Raw genomic sequence first — 19,452 nt, 5'->3', positions numbered from 1 at the left:
CATTTTATAACGCTTTTACAGGGGGATTTCTTGATTAGGAGTGGGTTCTTACTTTTCCCGTAGTTATTTAATAATGTATGATATGTTTATATCACGAAAAGTGGCACTACTCACCCTGATTACCTGTCAGTCTTTCCTTGGTATCCGTTGCGGTTCCTTCCAGACGCTTCACAAATGTTTTTCTCCAGCTGGTCGAGAGTTCTTCTACTTCAAGAATCTTCTTAATCCCTTCAGTATCATTCTTGTCCCTGTGCATGATGTAGTTAGCATAGGAAACAGTAATTCCTTTCGGATGGCAGCTCGTTCTAATCAGACTATCCGACTTCGATACAAGCCCTTCCTGAAGCACGCGAAAATAAAAGCCAGTATAGCCGGTTTCCTGCACCTTCAGCGGCATGTCGGGCGCCCCATATCTTACAGACAATTTAAAGCATGGCTGCCTGGGCTGACTCACCTGCACAACCGCTTCTCCTAGCTGAAAAATATCGCCGATACAAACCTCCGTCTCCAGCAAACCTTGGGTCGTTAAATTCTCACCGAATGCGCTGTATTTCAGCCCCATATTCAATTCCTTTTCCCAATAGGGATAATGCTCATAGGGATACACGCAGACGGCTTTCTCCCTGCCCCCGTGGTGAACAAGATCTGCCTGACCATCTCCCTCGAAGTTGACTGAGGTCAAGAACAGTGGTTCATCGCTAGGGGTTTTGAATATGCCTGTAGAGACTTCTCTGTTGTTGTACTGCACTTGTATGGGTTTACCTATGTTGATGGATATGATTTTGCCATTTTCCATTTAGGAATCACCTCAAATTACTCATTTGAAATAAAAAAGCTATTGTCTCTATTATATACCAGGTTACTGAGTATGGTCGCTTGCCCGAAGCTAAAAAATCTCAATCCTTTAATGATTCCGCTTCATGGTCCATTGCTTTATGAATATTGATTATTTGTTTTAGCTGATATACCCTCTCTTGGAGTTTAGGATTAGTTGGGTCACTTTCAAGCTGGGCAACTAAAGAACAGAGCTGAGGTACTTCCCAGACGCTTCGTAAAGCGGTGCTTATACAATAACCGTATCTAGCTAACCTCTCATCCCCTTCCCACCCCAATTCCCTCATTCCTTTAATATAGGAGTAGAACAAAGAATCTCGATAAGTTTCATATTGATCTGTAGGAATGATCCCAAGGCTCATATTTGCGCCAAACATCTTACCGAGATCTTCTCCAATACCTGAGATACTCAAAAACTGCCAATCAATGAGCACCAGTTGATCGTTTGAAGTTAAAATCATATTCTTTTGTCCTAAGTCTTGATGTGCTAACACATGTGGCAAATTGCTAAGAGAAGCCAACTTTTCATTTATTTCTTCAGTCAGTCTCTTGAACCATTCCCAAATATACTTTATCTCTTCATCTTGTAACTTGAATATGTATGGCTCTGGGTTAGGTGCATACATTCGACTTGAGGTTGTCCACGATTTAAGCCAATTTTTGCAGACCCATTTTTCGTCGGGTAATGCTTTTGCAGTAAGATACTCTGCGTTAAACATGCCAAGTCGATGAGCAATAAAATTGAATTGCTCCTTTGAATGAGCAAAATGTCCATTTACCCGCTCCATCCATAACCAGATAGTCCCATCATTCTGTTCTTCAACAAGATAAGTATTCGGAGCTTTGATATATTCAGAAAGATGATCAAGGAGGTTGGATTCAAACAAAAGCGCTTCCCGGCGCCAGTAATTGTGATGTTTGATATCATCCTTTTCTTCACTATCTGGCTTGATTACTTTTAGAATAATAGACCATGGTAGTTGTTCATTATTAGTTTCAAGGAAACCGTATAAATGATAAATACCTTTTGTAGTAAAATTCAGAGTTTCACTTTCTAAAGCGTCACACGTGAAGGCATCTATCTTAAAACCATTCTCACCGATCATCTTATGAATACAAGCATAGAGTTGATCTACTTTTTTCTCTATAGGTAAGCTTGTGTTATTGTATATTATCATTTTGAAAATCATCCCTCCCACTAAAATTCTTCAGACAATATTCTGATCGTCATTTCTAAAAGAAAAATGCGTAATTGCTTTTGAAATCATCGTTAAATTATGCTTAAAGGAGCGTATGCGACTGGGTGGCTTCGCCACTTACCCTTGCAGGGTTGTCTGCTGATTTTCCGCTTCCTCTAAATTCCTCAGCAGATCAAGGAGTGAAAGCGACGCGGCGTAGATACTGTGTTATATGATGGAGATGCCTTCCTTGATTTACTTAAGTAAGTCATTTATTATCGTTTTTCAATATTGTTTTGATACATGTTTTTACATGTGTTATTATAAAGTTAATAAAGACCAAGTGCGGTGAACACTTGGTCAGTACAATTGGCTTGGATAGGAATTCCCTTCTTAGTCAGTTAAGAACGAAAACCCACCTTCGGCTGGTAACCTTGGGGTGGGTTTTTACTTTCTCTTGTTGTTATTATTAATGTAAGTTAAAAGAGCAAGAATAAATGATCCAAATAGGAACATAATCGTTAATGCATCCTTAACTTCCATGGCTTCACCTCCTTTCGAAGGGAAACCATGCCCACCCAAGATTCAATTGTAGTTATATTTTACCTTCATTCATATCTGCGTACAAGTGTTCTCACATTTCTTTTTATTTGTTTTACAGTCTTTATCCTGCATCGCTGTCATATAACGTCACTGTATCTATGACGCGACCCGACCTTAGATAGCTCTTATCTTAGGTCGGGTCGTGTGTTGCCTGAATACTCTTCTATGCTTGCTCACCTGACACCCAAGGGGCAAATGCCCTGCAGCATAGATGCATTTGTTATATGATTTCGGCGACATCTTCGATTTCGCTTATAAATTCTCTTTCCAATCTATTATTCAATTTCGTAATTCTAATGTTTTCAAGTCAATAATAAAATTTTGTTGTTTCAGAATATCTAATCCAAGTAGCCCTCTATGATCCTTAGGCAGAATGCCTACATCTATTTCTATATTTTCAATGATTCTTGCACCTATTTCAATCCTGTCCATAATTTTGGTATAGAAAGGAATGCTTCCGCCAATCCCGTATGCTTCGTAAATACAGTCTCCTGTTTCGTAGGTCACACCGATTTCCTCTAAAATATCAGGACTGATTATAGTATGCGAAGATCCTGTATCTATAACTACATCTTCTATTCTCAATACTCGTCCTCTGAATGTAACGGTAAGTGATGTCGTAATTAACTATCTGTCATAGTTAATTTTCATTACTATTACGTCTCACTCTCACTAATGGATCCCGGCGAAGATGAATCACGAAGTCTTGATTTGAAGTATGGTATACTAAATTCCCTGGTTTTGCTTGGAAAAACTCTTTATTAGCATCTTCTTCGGGTATTGAGCGAATTGGAGCAACTTCATCTACTATTTTTTTATTGCCTTCTTCATGATAATTAAGTATGGAAACCAGAACAAATTGGTCAGGGAAGAGTTCTCTTACTTCTTGCCATTTCATCGTTCTACCTCCTACAAATTCGCCCTAATTCTTCTTTCAATCTTAGTTTTATCATACTTATAGTCGAGCGTTCTCAAAATACTTTTACTATTTCACCTTATTTCCGCTGATTTCATATAACTTTTTTGTATCTACGAACCCGAGAGGCTTAAAGGAGCGTAGCGACTGGGTCCAACGGACTAAGCCTCGCAGGGTTGTGAGCTGAAACAACTTCCCCGTCCACCTCATCTTGCGAACCGAGAGTGTAGCCTGCAGCGTAGATACTGTGTTATCTGATGGATCAGCCATCACCGAATTGCTTGAAAACTCTTCTAATTTAGTTGTATTACACTGATGGCATTTCCATTAATATCAATGAAGTCAAATCTCACGGGTTCACTTGTCTTAATTGCAGATACTTTTACTTTCTTCCCTTTAAGTTTATTTCTAATCTCTTCAACATTATTAACAACAAAATTAAAAGGAGTGTATCCCTTCTGCGGTTCATAGTCCTTTACTTCAACAATATGAAACCCACAATTAGGTGCAATCGCCATTCCTGCCATTCTTTTATTTTTCCAACGAAGTGGAAAACCAAAAATATCAGTGTACCATTTTAATGATTCTTCAAGGTTTTTTACTGGTAAAAAAACAGCATCGATTCTTTCAATAAATCTCTCGCTTATTTGTTATTCTCCTTCTTTGATAATGGTTTTTGGTTTTTATGTGTTCAAGCCCTTGCTGATCTTTCAGATAACGTAACATTCACGAACTTCGCAAATTCACAAAATACGATTGAATCTACGAACCTTTTTAATTGAAAGCTGCTCTAACTCTCTTATTTCTCAAAACATGATATATTTCCTTTAGATGGATATTAAGGACGGGGTGAATTTTATGCAGTGGCAAGAAGTTCGTACGATTTATCCTGATCAATATGTTCTGCTAGAAATTCTCGATTCTCATTACCTTACAATCTCTTAAAGTTTGATATCAGATAAATTCTCTGGATCCACCTCATATTCTCCTATGCGGCGAATGATCACTTTTACAGCATTTTCAATCCAATGTTTCTCATCATCTGTTATTGGTAAAAATGAATTCGTTTTTCCTTTTCTTGCAGATAACACATCTCCTTTTTCAGAAGAAAGGCTTCCTAGTCTATTCAATACATCCAAATTAATCTTATACTTACTTGAGGCCTTCCCTCTTGTACCTGCAAGTCCCTCAATATAGCTTAGACAAAAATAAGCCATGCTAAGTAATTGATCTTTTCCATCAAGATACATTTTGTATCTTGCCCATAATATCTCGACATTTGTGCTTGCCAAAAAATCTGTAGGAACTTTCGGATAATTTCCTCTTACTATATTCAAGTTTGCTGTGAACGTTGATCTACCGCTGAAGCTAACAGTTCCTAAGTCTATTATTTTGTCATTTTGGGGCGATCTATCGATGACATCAGCATAATGAAACTTAAAACTTAACTCCCCTGTTCCAATTCTTAAAGCTACATCTATCTCCCAAGACTTTAATAACTGTTCTACCACTTCTCTTGCTTCTTTGACTTCTGAAAAGTGCTTCTTTAAACTACAAATCAAAACACCATTTTTCAAATGCATATCAAAGTCTTCGTTTTCGAACTTAAGTTCGGTATCTTCTATATATTCAATTTCATCATCTGTTTCTAAATGGTACTCTAAAAAATTCACATGTGGGTCATTCATACAGAACCTCCTTTGCAAAATCAAAGGTAATCAGTTGATTGACAAGACTTTCAGTTTAGGTAGTAGTCGTAACCTATTTAATAGTCTCAGATAACGCCTGAAACCAATCCTCTTTTAACTCCTTACCAAATAACTCTTGATAAACCTTAGCCCTAAAATCCACCATTTCTTTTTCTAACCCACCTTCAGAAGCTTTAAGATATTTTAAATCCTCTTCAGATAGAAAATTACTTTTAGGTTCAACATACTTAAGGTATATTGAAGGATCCATTCGCCATGCATAGAATTGCGCTGGAAAGAATTTTTTTTTCATTCCTTTCAACATCTGAATACCTGGAACATCAAGATCACCTGAATAATAAATAGAGCAGTTTGGATTTGATTCTAGACATCTCTTAATAAATACCTTGGAAGCAGTTCTCGATTGTCCTATCGTACACAAGAGAACTGGAAAGCTTATTGGAAGCTGCTCTATCGATAATTTGTTAGATTAAGATAATGAATTATTTCATCTACCAAAAAAGAGATAATGGACGGGTTCTCAATAATATACAATGACGGGTATTTAGGGAACTCGTCCATCTCCTCGATTTCTCGTAGATTTAAGGTTCGAGGAGAAGTCCCCCTTATAAGATTAGGTGCGAAAACATGGGAAATAGAACTAACATCATCATCAAGGATATCAAAATTTCTATAAATTTGACGCTCAAACAAATATTCTGGCACGACTGTTATATCATTATCATTTCCATTATGATTTATCTTTTGACTATGTATATCATATAGTGCATACCAGAACAGTTTTCCTAATGTATTATTTTTATCAAGAGCATGTGGACTGCTGTTATCTCGTTCAAGTTACCCGTCTTTGTAATGCCTGTACAACTCTGGTCTCTTATCTCTATCTAAAGGGAAGCTCCTGTCTTTGTTTCCTCTCTTTCCTGAAAAAATTCGTACAAAATAACTGATTACTGTTGGGACGGAGATTGAAGTACCTTAAAAAGGAACTTATTATCTAGGGCGTTTGTTGTCTGATCTCTTCCATGATTATACATCTTGTTAACCATGGATCGCTTGCGATCTTAGCGTGAATACGGTATTAGCCGAAATTAACTTTCTTCCTTAAGAGACTGAATGATCAATTTTCTACCTATCCTTGATAAATTATATTCTGGTGTCAATAACCCCTCAACTATTAATAATCTTAACTCTCTCTCACTCAAGTTTTGAACTTTACCTTCAACTATCTTAAGAAAATCCTTGTAATTCTCAGGTATCTCACCTCTACTAATCATTCCTTTTATTATATAATCAACAATATTTTTTGTATGAGGACCTAACCAAAATTTATTTTTGAATAGGTCTAATTGATTTTCCAATTCATACAATTTCCCCTTCAAATCAGCTAACTCTTCTTCTTTACTTCTAAGTTGATTTATTATTTTTTGTTTCTCTTCTTGACTGATATCTGCCCCTTGAATAAGCTGATTTATAATCTCTTCTTTTTCTTTAACAAGCTTTATTTGATTATTTGTTTTATTTTCAATTTCTTCCTCAATAGACTTAAAGAGTGGTGTTCTATCTATTTTATCTAACATCCGAGAATAGCTTTTTTCGATATTACTTAAATCTTTACCAAACCGCTCTTCAATTCTTCCAATTTTCTCTGAAATATCTTTTGTAAATTGATAAGTATTATTATAAAAGTTATTGCTTGTTTCATTTGCTTTAAAGTAGAAAAGCGCAGATAACAAAACAGAAAATATCGCTAATACAAGTGATAGTATATTTGTTATGTTGTCGGGTATTGATAATTCACTAATAGTTATGTTTGATGAAATTACTTTGTAACCTATTGCTAATGTCAGTAATATAGCAATCATTTCTTTAGTATTTTTGAATATTTTCATTATCTCATCCTTTCAAGTTAATTTCGGCTAACGTTATGTATTCAAGACGTCCCACCACCTTAAGTCCCGAAGGGACAGCCGCGAATGCGGTTAGGTGGTGCGAATGTGTCCGGCTGACTATGCTTCCCTTCTACTGAAATACCTCTTCGAATTCACTTCTAACTTCGGCCGGGTCGAGGGGCAGCGCCCCGATGCGTGAATATGGTGTTAGCTGATGCCAACGACTGCTTTGATTTCCCACTCATAACAAAAAACTTCCTTAAGTAAAAGCTATTACTAAGAAAGTCTACTCAAATTGCTGCTATTTAAGTAATGAACGGATTAATGGTATTAAAGATAGTAGCGTACCGATAATACCTATTAAACCAATTACTTGTATTATTGGAGATTGATAAAGTTCATTTATTTTATACTTTAATTGGTTATTCTCAGTCCGTAGATTTTTTTTAATTATTCTACTAGGACGTGTCTGAAAACTCATCACTGAGTAAATTTAAAAATGGCAACCACGTATACAAACGACAAGAATGACTTGGCTAGCTTGTCATAACGAGTAGCCACTCGGCGAAAGTGTTTGATTTTATTGAAAAAGCACTCAACCAAGTGGCGTTCTTTGTACAAATACCAATCGACTTTCCATGGATTTCGACTATTTGCTTTAGGTGGAATGACATTGGAGGCTTGTTGACAGTAATCCATTTTCGAAAAGCTTCTGAGCCATAGTCTTTGTCGCCAAGAATATAGCTTCCCCTAATATCAAATTCCTGAAGTAAATCGATCGCTGGAACGAAATCATAGACTTGACCACCCGTCAGAAGAAAGGTAAGGGATTTCCTAATCCATCAACTAAAATATGAAGTTTGGTGGTCTTTCCACCACGACTGATACCGATGTGTTGATTTACTTCGTGCGCTTCTGCGTTTTTTTAGCACCGGCACTGTGTTGATGGGCTTTAATCGATGTAGAATCTATACTCAAGTTTTCAAAATCAGGTTCTACCTGAAGTGCTTGGAAGATGGCGATAAGTAATCCCGTATCTCTCCTTTGCAGAAACGACTATAGGCCGTTTCCATGAACCATAACGTTCTTCTGGCAAGTCACGCCAAGCGGCACCACTACGAGCAATCCAAAGAATGGCATTAAACATGGTGCGATTAGACGTCCTGTTTGATATGTAGGGAACATGCCCTTAATTTGTTCCCATTGTTCGTCGCTTAGTTCATACCATCTTTGAATCATGATGATGCTCCAGTCTTTTTTCTCAAATCATACCACATTTTTTTAGTTTTCAGACACGTCCTAGATTTCAATTGATTTCAGTAAAAATCCCCCTACGATTTTCAGTAATAAAAATAGCCCAATTAAAAATCTTACCTAATGTTTGTTTTCTATAAATGTCAGAATTAATATGTTCGACTAACTCAAATGCATGAGTTCTAAATTCTTTTATATTTGTAATATTATTATCAGTAATCAATTCAATTGCTCTTTTTATTTTATCCATATTGCTGGCAAGGTTTGAAAAAGCACTTAATAACTCATCTTTAGATTTTATCATCGACAGTTGTATTCCGATTTTAGTCAAAATGACATCATCCTTCCAATAATGCAAAACCCCAATTGCACTTAGATCATATAAAAATTTATTTTTGCTTTTAATATCTATCTTATCTTTATTGTTTATTACCTCTAAAAACACCTCGATATCATCTCTTATTGGTTTCTGAGGCGTAAATGTCAACATTTGATTTTTTGATTTTCTACTTGGAAGCTTATTTGAAAGAATAGTATCAAATGAATACATTTCGATATCTTCGATACCTTTTAAACCAATATATGATATCCAACTAATAAATGTTTTTGTATATATTTCCCATGTCGAGTTTCTTAATTCAACTCCCTTAAATGTATCTTGTAGAATAAGAAGAATCTGTTGAATTGAATTAACTTCATCAGTGCTACTCACTAATTTGAGATATGGGGTGTATCTCTCAAATTTCTTACTCAAATAATCTATAAATTCAGTTTTATCAACCGACTCAATATTCTTATTGACTCTATAGGCTGTTTCTTCTTTAGTGAGTAATCCAATATCTAGAAGCTGCCTTAAAATATTATATAACGTTTTATCTGTATATCTTCCTACATATCTATGTCTCAGTTCCTCGAATTCTATACTTTCATTGATTTGAAAATCGCTAAAAACTTCAAAGCAAACACTTGGTCTTATTCTTAAAATATAACTTTCCCCAATTAATGGTATTTCATTACTGACCAAGTAATCCCTGAAAATATCCCAATAAATATTATATTTTGCTCCAGAACGAATAACTAATCTCTTATTAATTAATGAAGTAAGAGTTATGTTATCAATGACCTCATCGATTTCCGTTGCATCAAACATATTACCATCAAATGCTCGTTTCGCAATGTACCTTAATGCTTTAAGCTCATTGACATTCACGGTTTCAAGATCTTTGTCAAATAGCGTCTTAATATTCAATTCTTGCTCAAGTAACTCATCGATAGATACATTTTTGCTAAACTCATTGAAGGTGTGAATACATAATTTCTTTGTTAACCAAGGAAAACCTTGAGAACTTTCCATGATTCTTCTTTTTATATTTGAGTCTAGCTTAAACTCTATAGAATTTTGAAGCTGATTAATGACTCCATTAACTTCCTTTGAATCAAATTCTCTCATATCAATACTAAAAGTTTCACTTTTTAAAACTTGCCATAAATGATATGCTTCATGCTGAATAGGTACTGCTATTTCAGATTTCCATGAAAATCCAACGATAATATTTGTTCGAAAATTATTAATATCTAGTAAAAACTTATAAAAGACTTTAAAAATAGATTCCTTTCTGAAGATATCTTCAAATTGGTCGAAAATTAGAATTAGATATTTATTATTTTCTTCAAGAAATTGAAATAATGTTTTTATCGATTCAGAACCCAAAATATCATAACTTGACAGTATATTAATCTGATTTTTGCTATGTCCTGAGCCAAGAAACCCTTCATCTGAAGCACTTTCAATCATTTTTCTAAATGCTAGTGCAATAAAATTATTAGTTGATGCACTTCTTGTATCAACTGCGAATATAAACTCTGAGTTTCTGAATTTTTTTGTCTTACTTTTATCTCTAATTGCAGAAACTAATGAACTCTTGCCCCATCCAGACTTACCTTCTATATAAAAAACTCTTTTATCACTTTTTTTTGATTTAATTGACTCAATAAACTCTTCATATTTCATAAGTATGTCTTTTCTACCAATGAAGTGTTTGCTTGACGTTGGTAAATAATCAAACCATTCTTCACTTCGTTTTACCTCAGCTACTGTCTCTAACATTGTAGCTTCAAAATTAGAAATATTTGCACTATTAAGTTTTTCAAGTTCTTCCTCATTAGAGTAATCAACAAATTCTAGATCAGAAATCTCAGGTATGTAGGATTGTAATTTTGTTATTATGTCTAAATCATTTACAATTTCATTGCAACTATTAGTTACACAAAATTTTGTTGAGAAAGTTCCACCACTAAACAAATACAATTTATATACACCAAAATATGTGTGACTTAATATCATTTTAGCTACACTTTCGGTAAAATTTTTATTATTATCCTTTACAATTTCATTCGATTCTTCTAAAAATTCTATAATTTTTTCAGGTCCAAAAAAATATAAATTCTTATACTCGCTATTATTCTCAATTTCATCAATTAATCCAGCGACTTGATGCCCAAATTCCACAGTTGAAATAAAATATCCATAGTGCATTTTTTTGAATGTAGTATTAAACACAAAACTTTTGATATCATTTGAACTTAATTTCTCTTTTGCTTTACATTCAACATAGATTTCTTCATTATTTCTATCATTGTGTTTAGCAATTAAATCAATTTCCATTCCTGTAAAGTTCACTCTCTGCTTGACAATGTACCGTTGGGATTTGAGTATTTTAGCAACAATATCTTCAAAATACTCACCTTGTTTGATTCGATTATCTTCTTCATTAAAAATTATTTTAAATTCTTTTTTATACATAATTACCTCCGCGGAATGTCCATTCTAAATTATCCATCAAAAATTTTTTATACCATTCCCATACATCCACTACTATGCTTTTAGGGAATTACGTCTAATGTTCCTATATTCACAACGTCAATCCCCTTAGATAGCTCCTATCTTAGCGGATTGATGCCCCCTTGTCCCTGGTCATCCTCGGAACCTCTTCTGCTGGACAGAGGGCCGACAAGTTCAATGCGTGAATATTGTCTTATATGACGTGCTCTCTTCATATTCTACCTTGAATTAACTTGATGATGTGCTAGTAACAGAAGCAGGAAATTCAAAGATAAATTTAAGTAACATTTCAGTAAATACAATAATACCTTCGGCTTGTTCTTTAGTCTTCATTTCTATTTCATGCGTGGCCTGATTCCCATGTTTCCTTATTTCATCAACCCAAGTTCGGCCTCCGGGAGGGATATAACCTCTACTCTCAAGAAAATTTATGTACTCGACAAAACTTTTCCCTTCTTCTGCACCCTGAGAGACAGCGACATTCATCAGTAGTTTTCTACAAGCTAGAACGCTAGAAGTAAATGCCCCAATGCTTGTACATTTTCTAGCTTCTTTATACAATTCCCTTACTTCATCATTAGGTAAATGCTTTACTTCATGTCCAAACTTAAAACCAGGTATTTGTTCACTTTCCGATTTGTAAGTAGGTTTATTACAATTAGGGCAGATATAAATTCGTGCTGTTGTTTTTGATGATGTTGATGATTTGCTAACGCAATAATAATAAGCACTTGGCGCAGCGTTAGTACCACAGAATCCACAATGATATGATATTCCACTCGTAGTTCTAGTATTATCCCAACTACCAAATAATCTCATATAATCGCACCTCCATATATGGTAATTTTCGATCTTGTTAAATATAAATCATGTAACATTAAATGAATTATTCAGGTTCTAGAGTATGTCATATCGCGTTTCTGTAATCATGTACCCTGCTAGTGATTGTCTGCTGGATTGCCTCTTCGAATCCACCTGGCAGAACAAAGCTCCTAGGAACCTCAGCTTGAATAATATGTTATGTGATATCACTTCTTCGATCTCTGCTTCCGGGACCAAGGATCGATAAAGCCGATCCGCTGCGTTGAATGTTTTGTTATCAGAAATGATTTCTCTTAATTGATTTACTGTGAGAAAATATCCTGTCAAATTCCCAGATAACTCAAATTAATATCTGGCCATAATACTATATCTGCCCCTACTCTCTTAATCGCTTTTACCCCGCCATCTTGTGATATTACAAAAGCAACAGAATTTTCGTAACTGGAGCAAAATCTAAAAGCAGAACGATGTCTTGTCCCAAAAGATTCTATGGGGAAATAATTGTTGCCAATACCATTGACATCTTCAGCGACTTTTATCTTACTTAAAGATGGAGAAGATACGGTAACTTCTGCCCCAAATCCTAATAATCGTAATTTATCAGTCATCACAATAGCACCATCTACTCCTGACAATACAGCAACAAATCTTATTGCATCAGATAATTCTGATTCTACTTCTTCTTTTTTTGATAGCTTTCTGTGATATTCTCTAAATTCTCCTTTATTAATGGACTCACGATTATCGTCCCAAAGGGAAAAATAAAGATTATGTTGGGTCAGTGGCTGGTGCTAATCTTAATAATTCACTCACATTAAAATCACGCGAATTTTTAAAATGGATAGTGTGGTATTGTTCTCTGTTAGCTAAAATCTTTTTAGTGAAATCATCGGGATTACAAAATGCAAGACGAAACTTTACTTTTCGTGCTTCTTCAGTCATGAGTGATGCATGATAAGAGATTTCAAGTAACTCTAATAAATTTTCATCTGATGGCAGTTCTGGAACGGCCATTCCTTTGAGAATTAAACCTCTTTTATTCCACACTTCTTTTAAATGAGAAGCTAGTGTCATTGGATATTACTTTTCATGGTAATCCTCCATTTATATCTTTTAGAAATCATTTCTGATAACGTAATATTCACGAACTTCGTAAAATCACAAAATACAATTGAATCTACGAACCTCTTCCATTGAAATAGTTACAATGTACTATATGCACATTCTACTATAAATTTGGAGCAAAATGAGGAAAATAATTCCTATTAACTTTAATAAAAAAACTCCTACTGATATTACCAGCAGAAGTTTCAATAGTTATTTATTTTATATCACATTAAGTATATCCCCCATCCCTCCTCTATTCTTTAACAACCCTGCCCCCACAAAACACCTCCACCATCACCAAAGCCCCCATCCTAAACCCCTCTACAAAAGAAGCACTTGTAACCATGGATCTAGAGTCACTCGTTAAATCCAAAACCTGCTCAAGAGTGGCGAAATCGTTCTCCGAAAATCTTTCCTTTGCCTCTTCTATCAGTTTAGAAACTTTTCTATTAAGCGGACGATATTCCGGATCTGTGGGAACAATACCCTCTTCGGGATGCAGGTTGCCGTAATATAGTTCTTCTATAATATTCTTCATGGGCTCGTCCTCTATGATCAAAGTAAAGAGTTAACACTTGACTAAACTCTCCCTTAAACGAGTTTACCCTAAACAAATACAGTAAGTTAAAATTTATGCGGTATTCGCATAATACATCTAAGAAATAAAAAGGCTAGAAGATTCGGGATACTTGAGTTGCTCGGCATCAATAATATTATTCCATCACCAAAAGAGCTCGAATCCGATTCTTTATACGCAAAAGGGCTGGATAAATTATATCCAGCCCTTTTTACATCTTTCTACATTCTCCCTTTAAAACCCTCCCACTCAGAGCAACAAATAAAGCCTATACAACATCCGCGCAGCCTCTCCGCGCGTGACAGCCTCGCGAGCGTTAATTCGTTTATTAGCAGGAACATCGATCAAGTGCTGCTTCACAGCCAAGGACATGGTTGGCTTGGCCCAATTGGAGATGGTCTCTTTGTCTACGAATTGGCTCAGGTAATCCTCCGGATTGGCAGGGTAGTAATAATGTTTCTTCTCGTGCAGGTATCTTGCGCCGATGGCGGTCATTTCTTCCCGGGATATCGTTTTATCCGGCTTGAACGTGCCGTCAGGGTAACCTTCGACGATATGCTTTTTCTCCGATGAAGCGATATAGGGATGATGCCATTGCGGTGGATGCACGTCGGAGAAGCTCTCCGTCGCCGTCTCATCCAATGCGTAGAAGGCTCTTACAAGCATAGCCGTGAACTCTGCACGGGTGAGCAGAGAATCGGGTTCAAAATTACCGTTCTCTTTCCCGGTCACAATTCCTTTGGAAGCCAGGAACTGAACCGCTTGCTGCAGCTCTGGATCTCGATCGTCAACATCAGGGAATGACTTGGGATTTTCGTCCACGAAATACGTTCCGGAACGGTTGATTTCCGCTTCTATGCCGTTTTGGGACGGATTGAACTTTCCGCCGATCGGCTGCGCCTTTTTACCATTTGAATAGAACACGCTGGTATGTGTTGCATTCGTCTGCTTTGCAGGCAAAATGAGCAGGATGTTGCTTGATACGTTCGACAGCTGCTGACCTTGTTCATCTGAGAATTGTACGCGATATCCGCCTTTATCCGCTTGGACCAGACGAATCACAATCACCGTACGTGAATCAAACAGGCGATCTGCGGTCGCAACATTCAGCACCAGCTTCGCATCCCCCGCATGAATGGTAATATAGTCAATATCCTTCCGACCCACTAAGCTATCCTTGTATAGCTTGAAAATATATTCATTTTGTCCGGACGAGGGCAAAATTTCTGCATTCACGATCAACTCTCTCGCAAGCGTAATTCGGTTCTCCGACAGCGCCTGCTTTACCGCTAACTTCGCCTTTGACGCATTGCCTGCTAATTGGCCCATCAACTCGGTCGTTATAACGAACTGGCCGTTAACGGGAGCCACCTCTTCGCTGCTAGCGGCTGTGATCACAATTTCTCCCGCTTGTGTCAGTCCCTCTACGATAACGGGGTTCTGTCTGTCAGCGTCAGGAATCGACCCGATGGCCGTGAGATACGTATTAGACAGCATGCTGCCATCCACGACATACAACAAGAAGTAGGCGGTCTCGTCTGGAAAGCCAGCTCGGGTTACGGTTGCCCGTACAACAGTTTGTCCGGATTTATTCGCGGTGATGACGGGTATGCCATTCACATTCGATATAGTTCCTATGCTCGGGTCGTCAATGGTGTACGTTATTTTTGTCCCCGGAAGCATATTGCTTGCGGTAATGATCTGTTGTCCGCCAGGCTGCAGCATCGTGATAAACGGAAAAAGGCTAATTTCCGGAGTAGTCCGTATAACAGGTTTAGCTTTAGCCCCGGAACCATCTCCAGTTGCTTGCTCTCCCGTGCCAGGACGACTACTAGTCGGTTGGTTTGTTTTTTCAGTTTGACCGCCAGTGGGTGTGCCTGTTGTCCCATTCCGATTCCCCGTTGGTTGGGTTGTTGTCCCCGAATGATCACCAGTTGACGTGCCTGTTGCTCCAGTTTGATCACCAGTAGGTTGTCCTACCGTCCCAGAACGATAACCAACTGCCGTTCCTTTCGTGAACACAACAAGCTTGGGCAAGGAATAATAATCATCTTCCCATGCCCACAAGGTCTGATCCTTTTTCAAGGCATAATACCATTTAGAATACCTGTCCTTGACTTTATTGTGTATGGAGACGATGTCCATAAGCCCTTGGAACACTTTATCTTCGTTGTATACGGACCAAAGCTGACCATCTGTTCGCAAAGCATAAATGGAATCGATAAATTGATCTTGCAGCATCGTGCTAAATTCAACGATACTTCGCGCGCCGGTTGCCCCATGTAATTGTTCGGGAACACTCGCAGAGTTATATGCCGACCAGGACCAGACCGTACCATCTTTCTTGTAAGCATAGTTTGGATAAGCGCCCGTCTCGATCTTGACGATATCGCTAAGACCCTTGACCTGTTCTGGACCTTTGTCTTTAGAGATATTATGCGGAAGGTAGTCACTTGTGCTCCATTTCCAAACCGAACCATCCTTTTTAACTGCATATGCGAAACCGTTCGCCGAGCTTATGGATACGACATCATCAAACAGCTTGGATTGAATCGGATTCGACGAGGCGCTGCCTATTTCGCTTCCCCAGCTCCAAACCGAACCGTCTGATTTTAATACGAACAAGGTCTTGAAGTTAGAATTGTCATAATAAAAATCAGCGACGAGTGAAGTGACTTGATTCAACTCTGTGATGGGCGAAGGAGTACCCATAGGACTATGTATAATAGCAGCGTCGGTTTCGGTGATTTTGGAGTCCCAATACCATACGGTTCCATCTTTTTTTAACGCAACGTAGTTAATAATAGCTCTACTGTTCTCCTCAGGCGATTTGTACCTAAATTGCTTCACATCCTGCAAGCCCGGAATTTGGAACATTTCACCTATATAGTAATCTGAAGTTTTTAAAGACTCTTTATTTATGACCCATGTCCATACGGATCCATCATTTTTCGCCAGTAGTACGTTGTCGTCAAGAATGTCGTAGTCCTCGCCGATACGTGTATAGTGCTGCTCGCTAACGGCACTTACGTTATCCCCTTTGGCTTGCACCGTACCTGAATGAGCCGTGAGGATGAACATAAGGCATAGCACCGCTGAAATTAATCGTTTCATGTTGACCTCCATTAAATATTACTGTCTTCTACTATTCCTCATAATGTTTCATCGGCAAAATGGAGCTTCGATTTCACTTTCACTAAATTATTCATCATATTATCGCTGCCCGCCACTCCAACAAATGATCATTTTAGACTACGATGGTGGTCTAGACGATCCTCACAGAATCCGCCTTACAAATGCAAAAATGCCGGCAAACCTGCCAGCATTTAAGCGTTAATTCTTATCTATTACGTTTTCGATGCAGCAGTTCCAGAGCCTAATCGCAATCGGGGGATTGGCCGGGAAATGGGCCAACAAGGATTCCTTGTCTCTCTATGGTTTGCTACTTTTAGATAGTGAATGATCCTTCTTTTTGCGACTTTACATTGCATGCTCCAGCTTCAGCAATTCATCCGTGCGCACGCACTTCAAGCCTCTTCGTTCGGTCTCGGACAGGATGTCCCGAAGTACTGTCAGCATTTGTCCGGGAGCTTCTCTGTCAGCCCCAAAAGTATCGCCGCTATCATGCAATACGATGACAGCCCCGGGACGGATATGATCGGACAGCAGATTACGCAAATGATGTTCGCCTGTATTCAGTTTCCAGTCGCGCGCGATAACCGACCATAACACGAGCCGATATGCCTTACGCAGCAGGAACAGGTCCATAATATTCAAAATCCCCCAAGGAGGACGATAGTAGGTCGGACGTTCTCCCGTAATTCGTTGGATAATGTCTGCAGAACGCTCAACGTGTTTTCGACGTATGTTTCTTGGAGACATGATCCAATTCAGCATATGCGTATAATTATGAATGCCGATCTGATGTCCTTCCTCATGCATGCGCTTCACTAATTCCGGATATTTCTCCGCCTTGCTGCCGAGAACGAAGAAGGTTGCCTTCACGCCTCGGTCCCGAAGAAGATCAAGCAGCTTGGGCGTATAGCGGGGATCGGGTCCATCATCGAATGTAAAGGCAACATGGCGCTCTGCCCGCTTACGACTGGCCTTGCGAAAGACCCCCCAACCGAATATTCGAGTCAGCAGGAAAGGCAGCCCCATATAAAGCGCGATCAAGAAAATGAGCAAACGTGGAATGAGATTGTCCATCATTACGCCTTTACCCCGCTTGCATATCGATTTACCAAAGACGCTCGGGACATCATGAGCATTTTCGGTATAAGCTTCGATCTCTGCTGCTTCAAGCGTTTGGCCCCTTCTGGATTGAGCATGCGAAGCAGCAAGCGAAGATATACCGTCGATATCCGCTCCATCCACTTCGTCTCCAGCGGATGCAGCTCGAATCCCAATCCATGAATAATGCCGCGATGCAGCAAGGTAATGCCGGTCAAGGCCTTAGCCTTTGCCAATTTCGGATCTGTGTCGACCGCTCGGCCAATATCCTTCAACGCTTCGCGCAGCCTGCGTGCCGTCACAATCGCAGCCCGATCTGCCCCGACCGCCCGTGATAACTGCAGAACTTCCCGATTATCAAGGTGAATTTCACAGACTTGATCACCCGCATGTACGTATGTCCCATCCTCGCAGCGGATAGAACTACCGCGGTGGGCGCGAACGACAATTTTGCAAATACCGAATTTCGACTGGTACACACTCCGAAGCGGCGTAATACGTTCAAATACAGTCTCCCATGCCATCCACAGCGACTGTAGCATTTTGTTGTATAAGGCGTAACTCACGAAAACATCAATTCCTTCCCAATTAAAAATATATATAGTAGAATTTCTGTTCGTCTGCCGTTAATCACGAAGTGAATGAAGAAGCCGATTCTGTCGAACACCTCCCTGGCACTTTCATAGTACAAGGCGTAATTCTCTTTTTTCTTTCTCAATTCTTACATGTTTCTTAAGCTTCACAACCCAACAGTAGGTGAAATTAGACTATACAAACGCAAAAATGCCAACAATTCTGCCAGCATTTTTGCGTTAAATCTCTATGAAGCTATTTTCAATTCGTATATCTACAACTCAACCAACATATGAATATCCTTCGGCTCTTTTTTGAATAGCTCCGGATCTACATCCTTCGTCAATTGGCTGCCATTACTCTTGTAAAAAGACACCGCTGAACGCGTCTCTGTAGACGAGATGTAGAGGTACTTCGCGCCTCTTCGCTTTGCTTCTTCTGCCAGCGTCTGTATGATCTGTGTTCCGATACCCTGTCTGCGATAGTTCCGGGATACATACATGAGATCTATCTGAAGACGATCCTGCTGCTCCCCTCGCCATTGATGAGCCAATACACCGAATCCAACTAACGTATCTGCATCGAACGCGCCAATCGCCATTCCCCCATTGCGCAATTCCAACAGATATCTTCCCTCCATCTCATGCAGCAAATCTTCGTCCCAACTTGGACATTCATGGCCGGCCTGCAATTCTATCATCTCACCGTTCTGCATCTCGTAGATTAGATCAATATGCTCGGAACGATCAATTTCCCTTAGTTTTCCTACTTGCTCTTCCGTCATCATTTGATAGGTTATCATTGTGAATCCTCCCGTTCTGCGTGAATGAGTCATTTCATCAGTATCAAAAAGCAGTTCTACCCCTCTACGAATTCATGATGCAGCATTCAGGCAAAATGCAGGATGGGAACCCC

At 38.5% G+C, this 19,452-nt stretch carries 19 protein-coding genes and 1 pseudogene; all 20 read right to left on the bottom strand.

Annotation, left to right across the window (positions count from 1 at the left end):
* Positions 1-106: 106 nt before the first annotated feature.
* The 20 genes and pseudogenes from EI981_RS05650 to EI981_RS05565 all read right to left on the bottom strand — a co-directional run bounded on the left by EI981_RS05650 (position 107) and on the right by EI981_RS05565 (position 19,339).
* Positions 107-796 carry an MOSC domain-containing protein gene (locus tag EI981_RS05650; protein WP_126996197.1) on the bottom strand — a complete coding sequence of 230 codons (690 nt, stop codon included), beginning with the start codon at positions 794-796 and terminating at the stop codon, positions 107-109.
* A 100-nt stretch (positions 797-896) separates the two neighbouring features.
* Positions 897-2,012 carry a phosphotransferase family protein gene (locus EI981_RS05645; protein WP_162616096.1) on the bottom strand — a complete coding sequence of 372 codons (1,116 nt, stop codon included), beginning with the start codon at positions 2,010-2,012 and terminating at the stop codon, positions 897-899.
* 447 nt (positions 2,013-2,459) lie between these two features.
* Positions 2,460-2,555 carry a competence inhibitor ComI gene (gene comI, locus EI981_RS29405; RefSeq protein ID WP_227011709.1) on the bottom strand — a complete coding sequence of 32 codons (96 nt, stop codon included), beginning with the start codon at positions 2,553-2,555 and terminating at the stop codon, positions 2,460-2,462.
* A gap of 339 nt (positions 2,556-2,894) precedes the next feature.
* Positions 2,895-3,239, bottom strand: a complete 345-nt coding sequence (locus EI981_RS05640) for a retropepsin-like aspartic protease (protein WP_227011875.1) — start codon at positions 3,237-3,239, stop codon at positions 2,895-2,897.
* Positions 3,240-3,255: 16 nt separating this feature from the next.
* Positions 3,256-3,513: a hypothetical protein gene (locus EI981_RS05635; RefSeq protein ID WP_126996193.1), complete on the bottom strand. Its 258-nt coding sequence runs from the start codon at positions 3,511-3,513 to the stop codon at positions 3,256-3,258.
* Between the two features lie 311 nt (positions 3,514-3,824).
* Positions 3,825-4,154 (bottom strand): VOC family protein, encoded by a 330-nt coding sequence (locus EI981_RS05630; RefSeq protein WP_227011874.1) that lies wholly within the window; start codon positions 4,152-4,154, stop codon positions 3,825-3,827.
* A gap of 318 nt (positions 4,155-4,472) precedes the next feature.
* The gene (locus EI981_RS05625; protein WP_126996189.1) at positions 4,473-5,219 is read right to left on the bottom strand and encodes a hypothetical protein; all 747 of its coding nucleotides are present in this window, start codon (positions 5,217-5,219) and stop codon (positions 4,473-4,475) included.
* A gap of 73 nt (positions 5,220-5,292) precedes the next feature.
* A complete protein-coding gene (locus EI981_RS29400) occupies positions 5,293-5,661 on the bottom strand; it encodes a DUF2399 domain-containing protein (protein WP_237172644.1) in 369 nt (122 codons plus the stop codon).
* Between the two features lie 29 nt (positions 5,662-5,690).
* Positions 5,691-6,020: a hypothetical protein gene (locus tag EI981_RS29395; RefSeq protein ID WP_227011872.1), complete on the bottom strand. Its 330-nt coding sequence runs from the start codon at positions 6,018-6,020 to the stop codon at positions 5,691-5,693.
* 308 nt (positions 6,021-6,328) lie between these two features.
* Positions 6,329-7,129, bottom strand: coding sequence for a hypothetical protein (locus EI981_RS05615; RefSeq protein ID WP_126996187.1), 801 nt, complete (start codon positions 7,127-7,129; stop codon positions 6,329-6,331).
* A gap of 480 nt (positions 7,130-7,609) precedes the next feature.
* Positions 7,610-8,368 (bottom strand): annotated as a pseudogene (locus tag EI981_RS05610) (IS5 family transposase).
* Between the two features lie 67 nt (positions 8,369-8,435).
* Positions 8,436-11,186, bottom strand: a complete 2,751-nt coding sequence (locus tag EI981_RS05605) for a restriction endonuclease (protein ID WP_126996185.1) — start codon at positions 11,184-11,186, stop codon at positions 8,436-8,438.
* Positions 11,187-11,453: 267 nt separating this feature from the next.
* Positions 11,454-12,044 carry a DUF4145 domain-containing protein gene (locus tag EI981_RS05600; RefSeq protein WP_126996183.1) on the bottom strand — a complete coding sequence of 197 codons (591 nt, stop codon included), beginning with the start codon at positions 12,042-12,044 and terminating at the stop codon, positions 11,454-11,456.
* A gap of 326 nt (positions 12,045-12,370) precedes the next feature.
* Positions 12,371-12,682, bottom strand: coding sequence for a diadenylate cyclase (locus EI981_RS05595; RefSeq protein ID WP_162616095.1), 312 nt, complete (start codon positions 12,680-12,682; stop codon positions 12,371-12,373).
* A gap of 133 nt (positions 12,683-12,815) precedes the next feature.
* Positions 12,816-13,121: a putative sensor domain DACNV-containing protein gene (locus EI981_RS05590; RefSeq protein WP_126996179.1), complete on the bottom strand. Its 306-nt coding sequence runs from the start codon at positions 13,119-13,121 to the stop codon at positions 12,816-12,818.
* 286 nt (positions 13,122-13,407) lie between these two features.
* Positions 13,408-13,713: a DUF6809 family protein gene (locus tag EI981_RS05585; protein ID WP_227011708.1), complete on the bottom strand. Its 306-nt coding sequence runs from the start codon at positions 13,711-13,713 to the stop codon at positions 13,408-13,410.
* 267 nt (positions 13,714-13,980) lie between these two features.
* Entirely contained in the window at positions 13,981-16,845 is a 2,865-nt protein-coding gene (locus tag EI981_RS05580) for an S-layer homology domain-containing protein (RefSeq protein WP_126996175.1), read from the bottom strand.
* Positions 16,846-17,211: 366 nt separating this feature from the next.
* Positions 17,212-17,940 carry a polysaccharide deacetylase family protein gene (locus tag EI981_RS05575; RefSeq protein WP_127004396.1) on the bottom strand — a complete coding sequence of 243 codons (729 nt, stop codon included), beginning with the start codon at positions 17,938-17,940 and terminating at the stop codon, positions 17,212-17,214.
* A 2-nt stretch (positions 17,941-17,942) separates the two neighbouring features.
* On the bottom strand, positions 17,943-18,530 hold the full coding sequence (locus tag EI981_RS05570) for a YkoP family protein (protein WP_126996173.1): 588 nt from the start codon (positions 18,528-18,530) through the stop codon (positions 17,943-17,945).
* 281 nt (positions 18,531-18,811) lie between these two features.
* The gene (locus tag EI981_RS05565; RefSeq protein ID WP_126996170.1) at positions 18,812-19,339 is read right to left on the bottom strand and encodes a GNAT family N-acetyltransferase; all 528 of its coding nucleotides are present in this window, start codon (positions 19,337-19,339) and stop codon (positions 18,812-18,814) included.
* Positions 19,340-19,452 lie beyond the last annotated feature (113 nt).

The sequence above is a fragment of the Paenibacillus lutimineralis genome (assembly GCF_003991425.1).
In the GTDB taxonomy this organism is placed as follows: Bacteria; Bacillota; Bacilli; order Paenibacillales; family Paenibacillaceae; genus Fontibacillus; species Fontibacillus lutimineralis.
Note: the sequence above shows the minus strand (reverse complement) of the source record. Positions and strands in the feature narration are given on the sequence as shown.

Coding starts and splice junctions, on each gene's coding strand:
- EI981_RS05650 (WP_126996197.1), bottom strand. CDS start 796: ATGGAAAATGGCAAAATCATATCCATCAACATAGGTAAACCCATACAA.
- EI981_RS05645 (WP_162616096.1), bottom strand. CDS start 2,012: ATGATAATATACAATAACACAAGCTTACCTATAGAGAAAAAAGTAGAT.
- comI (WP_227011709.1), bottom strand. CDS start 2,555: ATGGAAGTTAAGGATGCATTAACGATTATGTTCCTATTTGGATCATTT.
- EI981_RS05635 (WP_126996193.1), bottom strand. CDS start 3,513: ATGAAATGGCAAGAAGTAAGAGAACTCTTCCCTGACCAATTTGTTCTG.
- EI981_RS05625 (WP_126996189.1), bottom strand. CDS start 5,219: ATGAATGACCCACATGTGAATTTTTTAGAGTACCATTTAGAAACAGAT.
- EI981_RS05615 (WP_126996187.1), bottom strand. CDS start 7,129: ATGAAAATATTCAAAAATACTAAAGAAATGATTGCTATATTACTGACA.
- EI981_RS05605 (WP_126996185.1), bottom strand. CDS start 11,186: ATGTATAAAAAAGAATTTAAAATAATTTTTAATGAAGAAGATAATCGA.
- EI981_RS05600 (WP_126996183.1), bottom strand. CDS start 12,044: ATGAGATTATTTGGTAGTTGGGATAATACTAGAACTACGAGTGGAATA.
- EI981_RS05590 (WP_126996179.1), bottom strand. CDS start 13,121: ATGACACTAGCTTCTCATTTAAAAGAAGTGTGGAATAAAAGAGGTTTA.
- EI981_RS05580 (WP_126996175.1), bottom strand. CDS start 16,845: ATGAAACGATTAATTTCAGCGGTGCTATGCCTTATGTTCATCCTCACG.
- EI981_RS05575 (WP_127004396.1), bottom strand. CDS start 17,940: ATGGACAATCTCATTCCACGTTTGCTCATTTTCTTGATCGCGCTTTAT.
- EI981_RS05565 (WP_126996170.1), bottom strand. CDS start 19,339: ATGATAACCTATCAAATGATGACGGAAGAGCAAGTAGGAAAACTAAGG.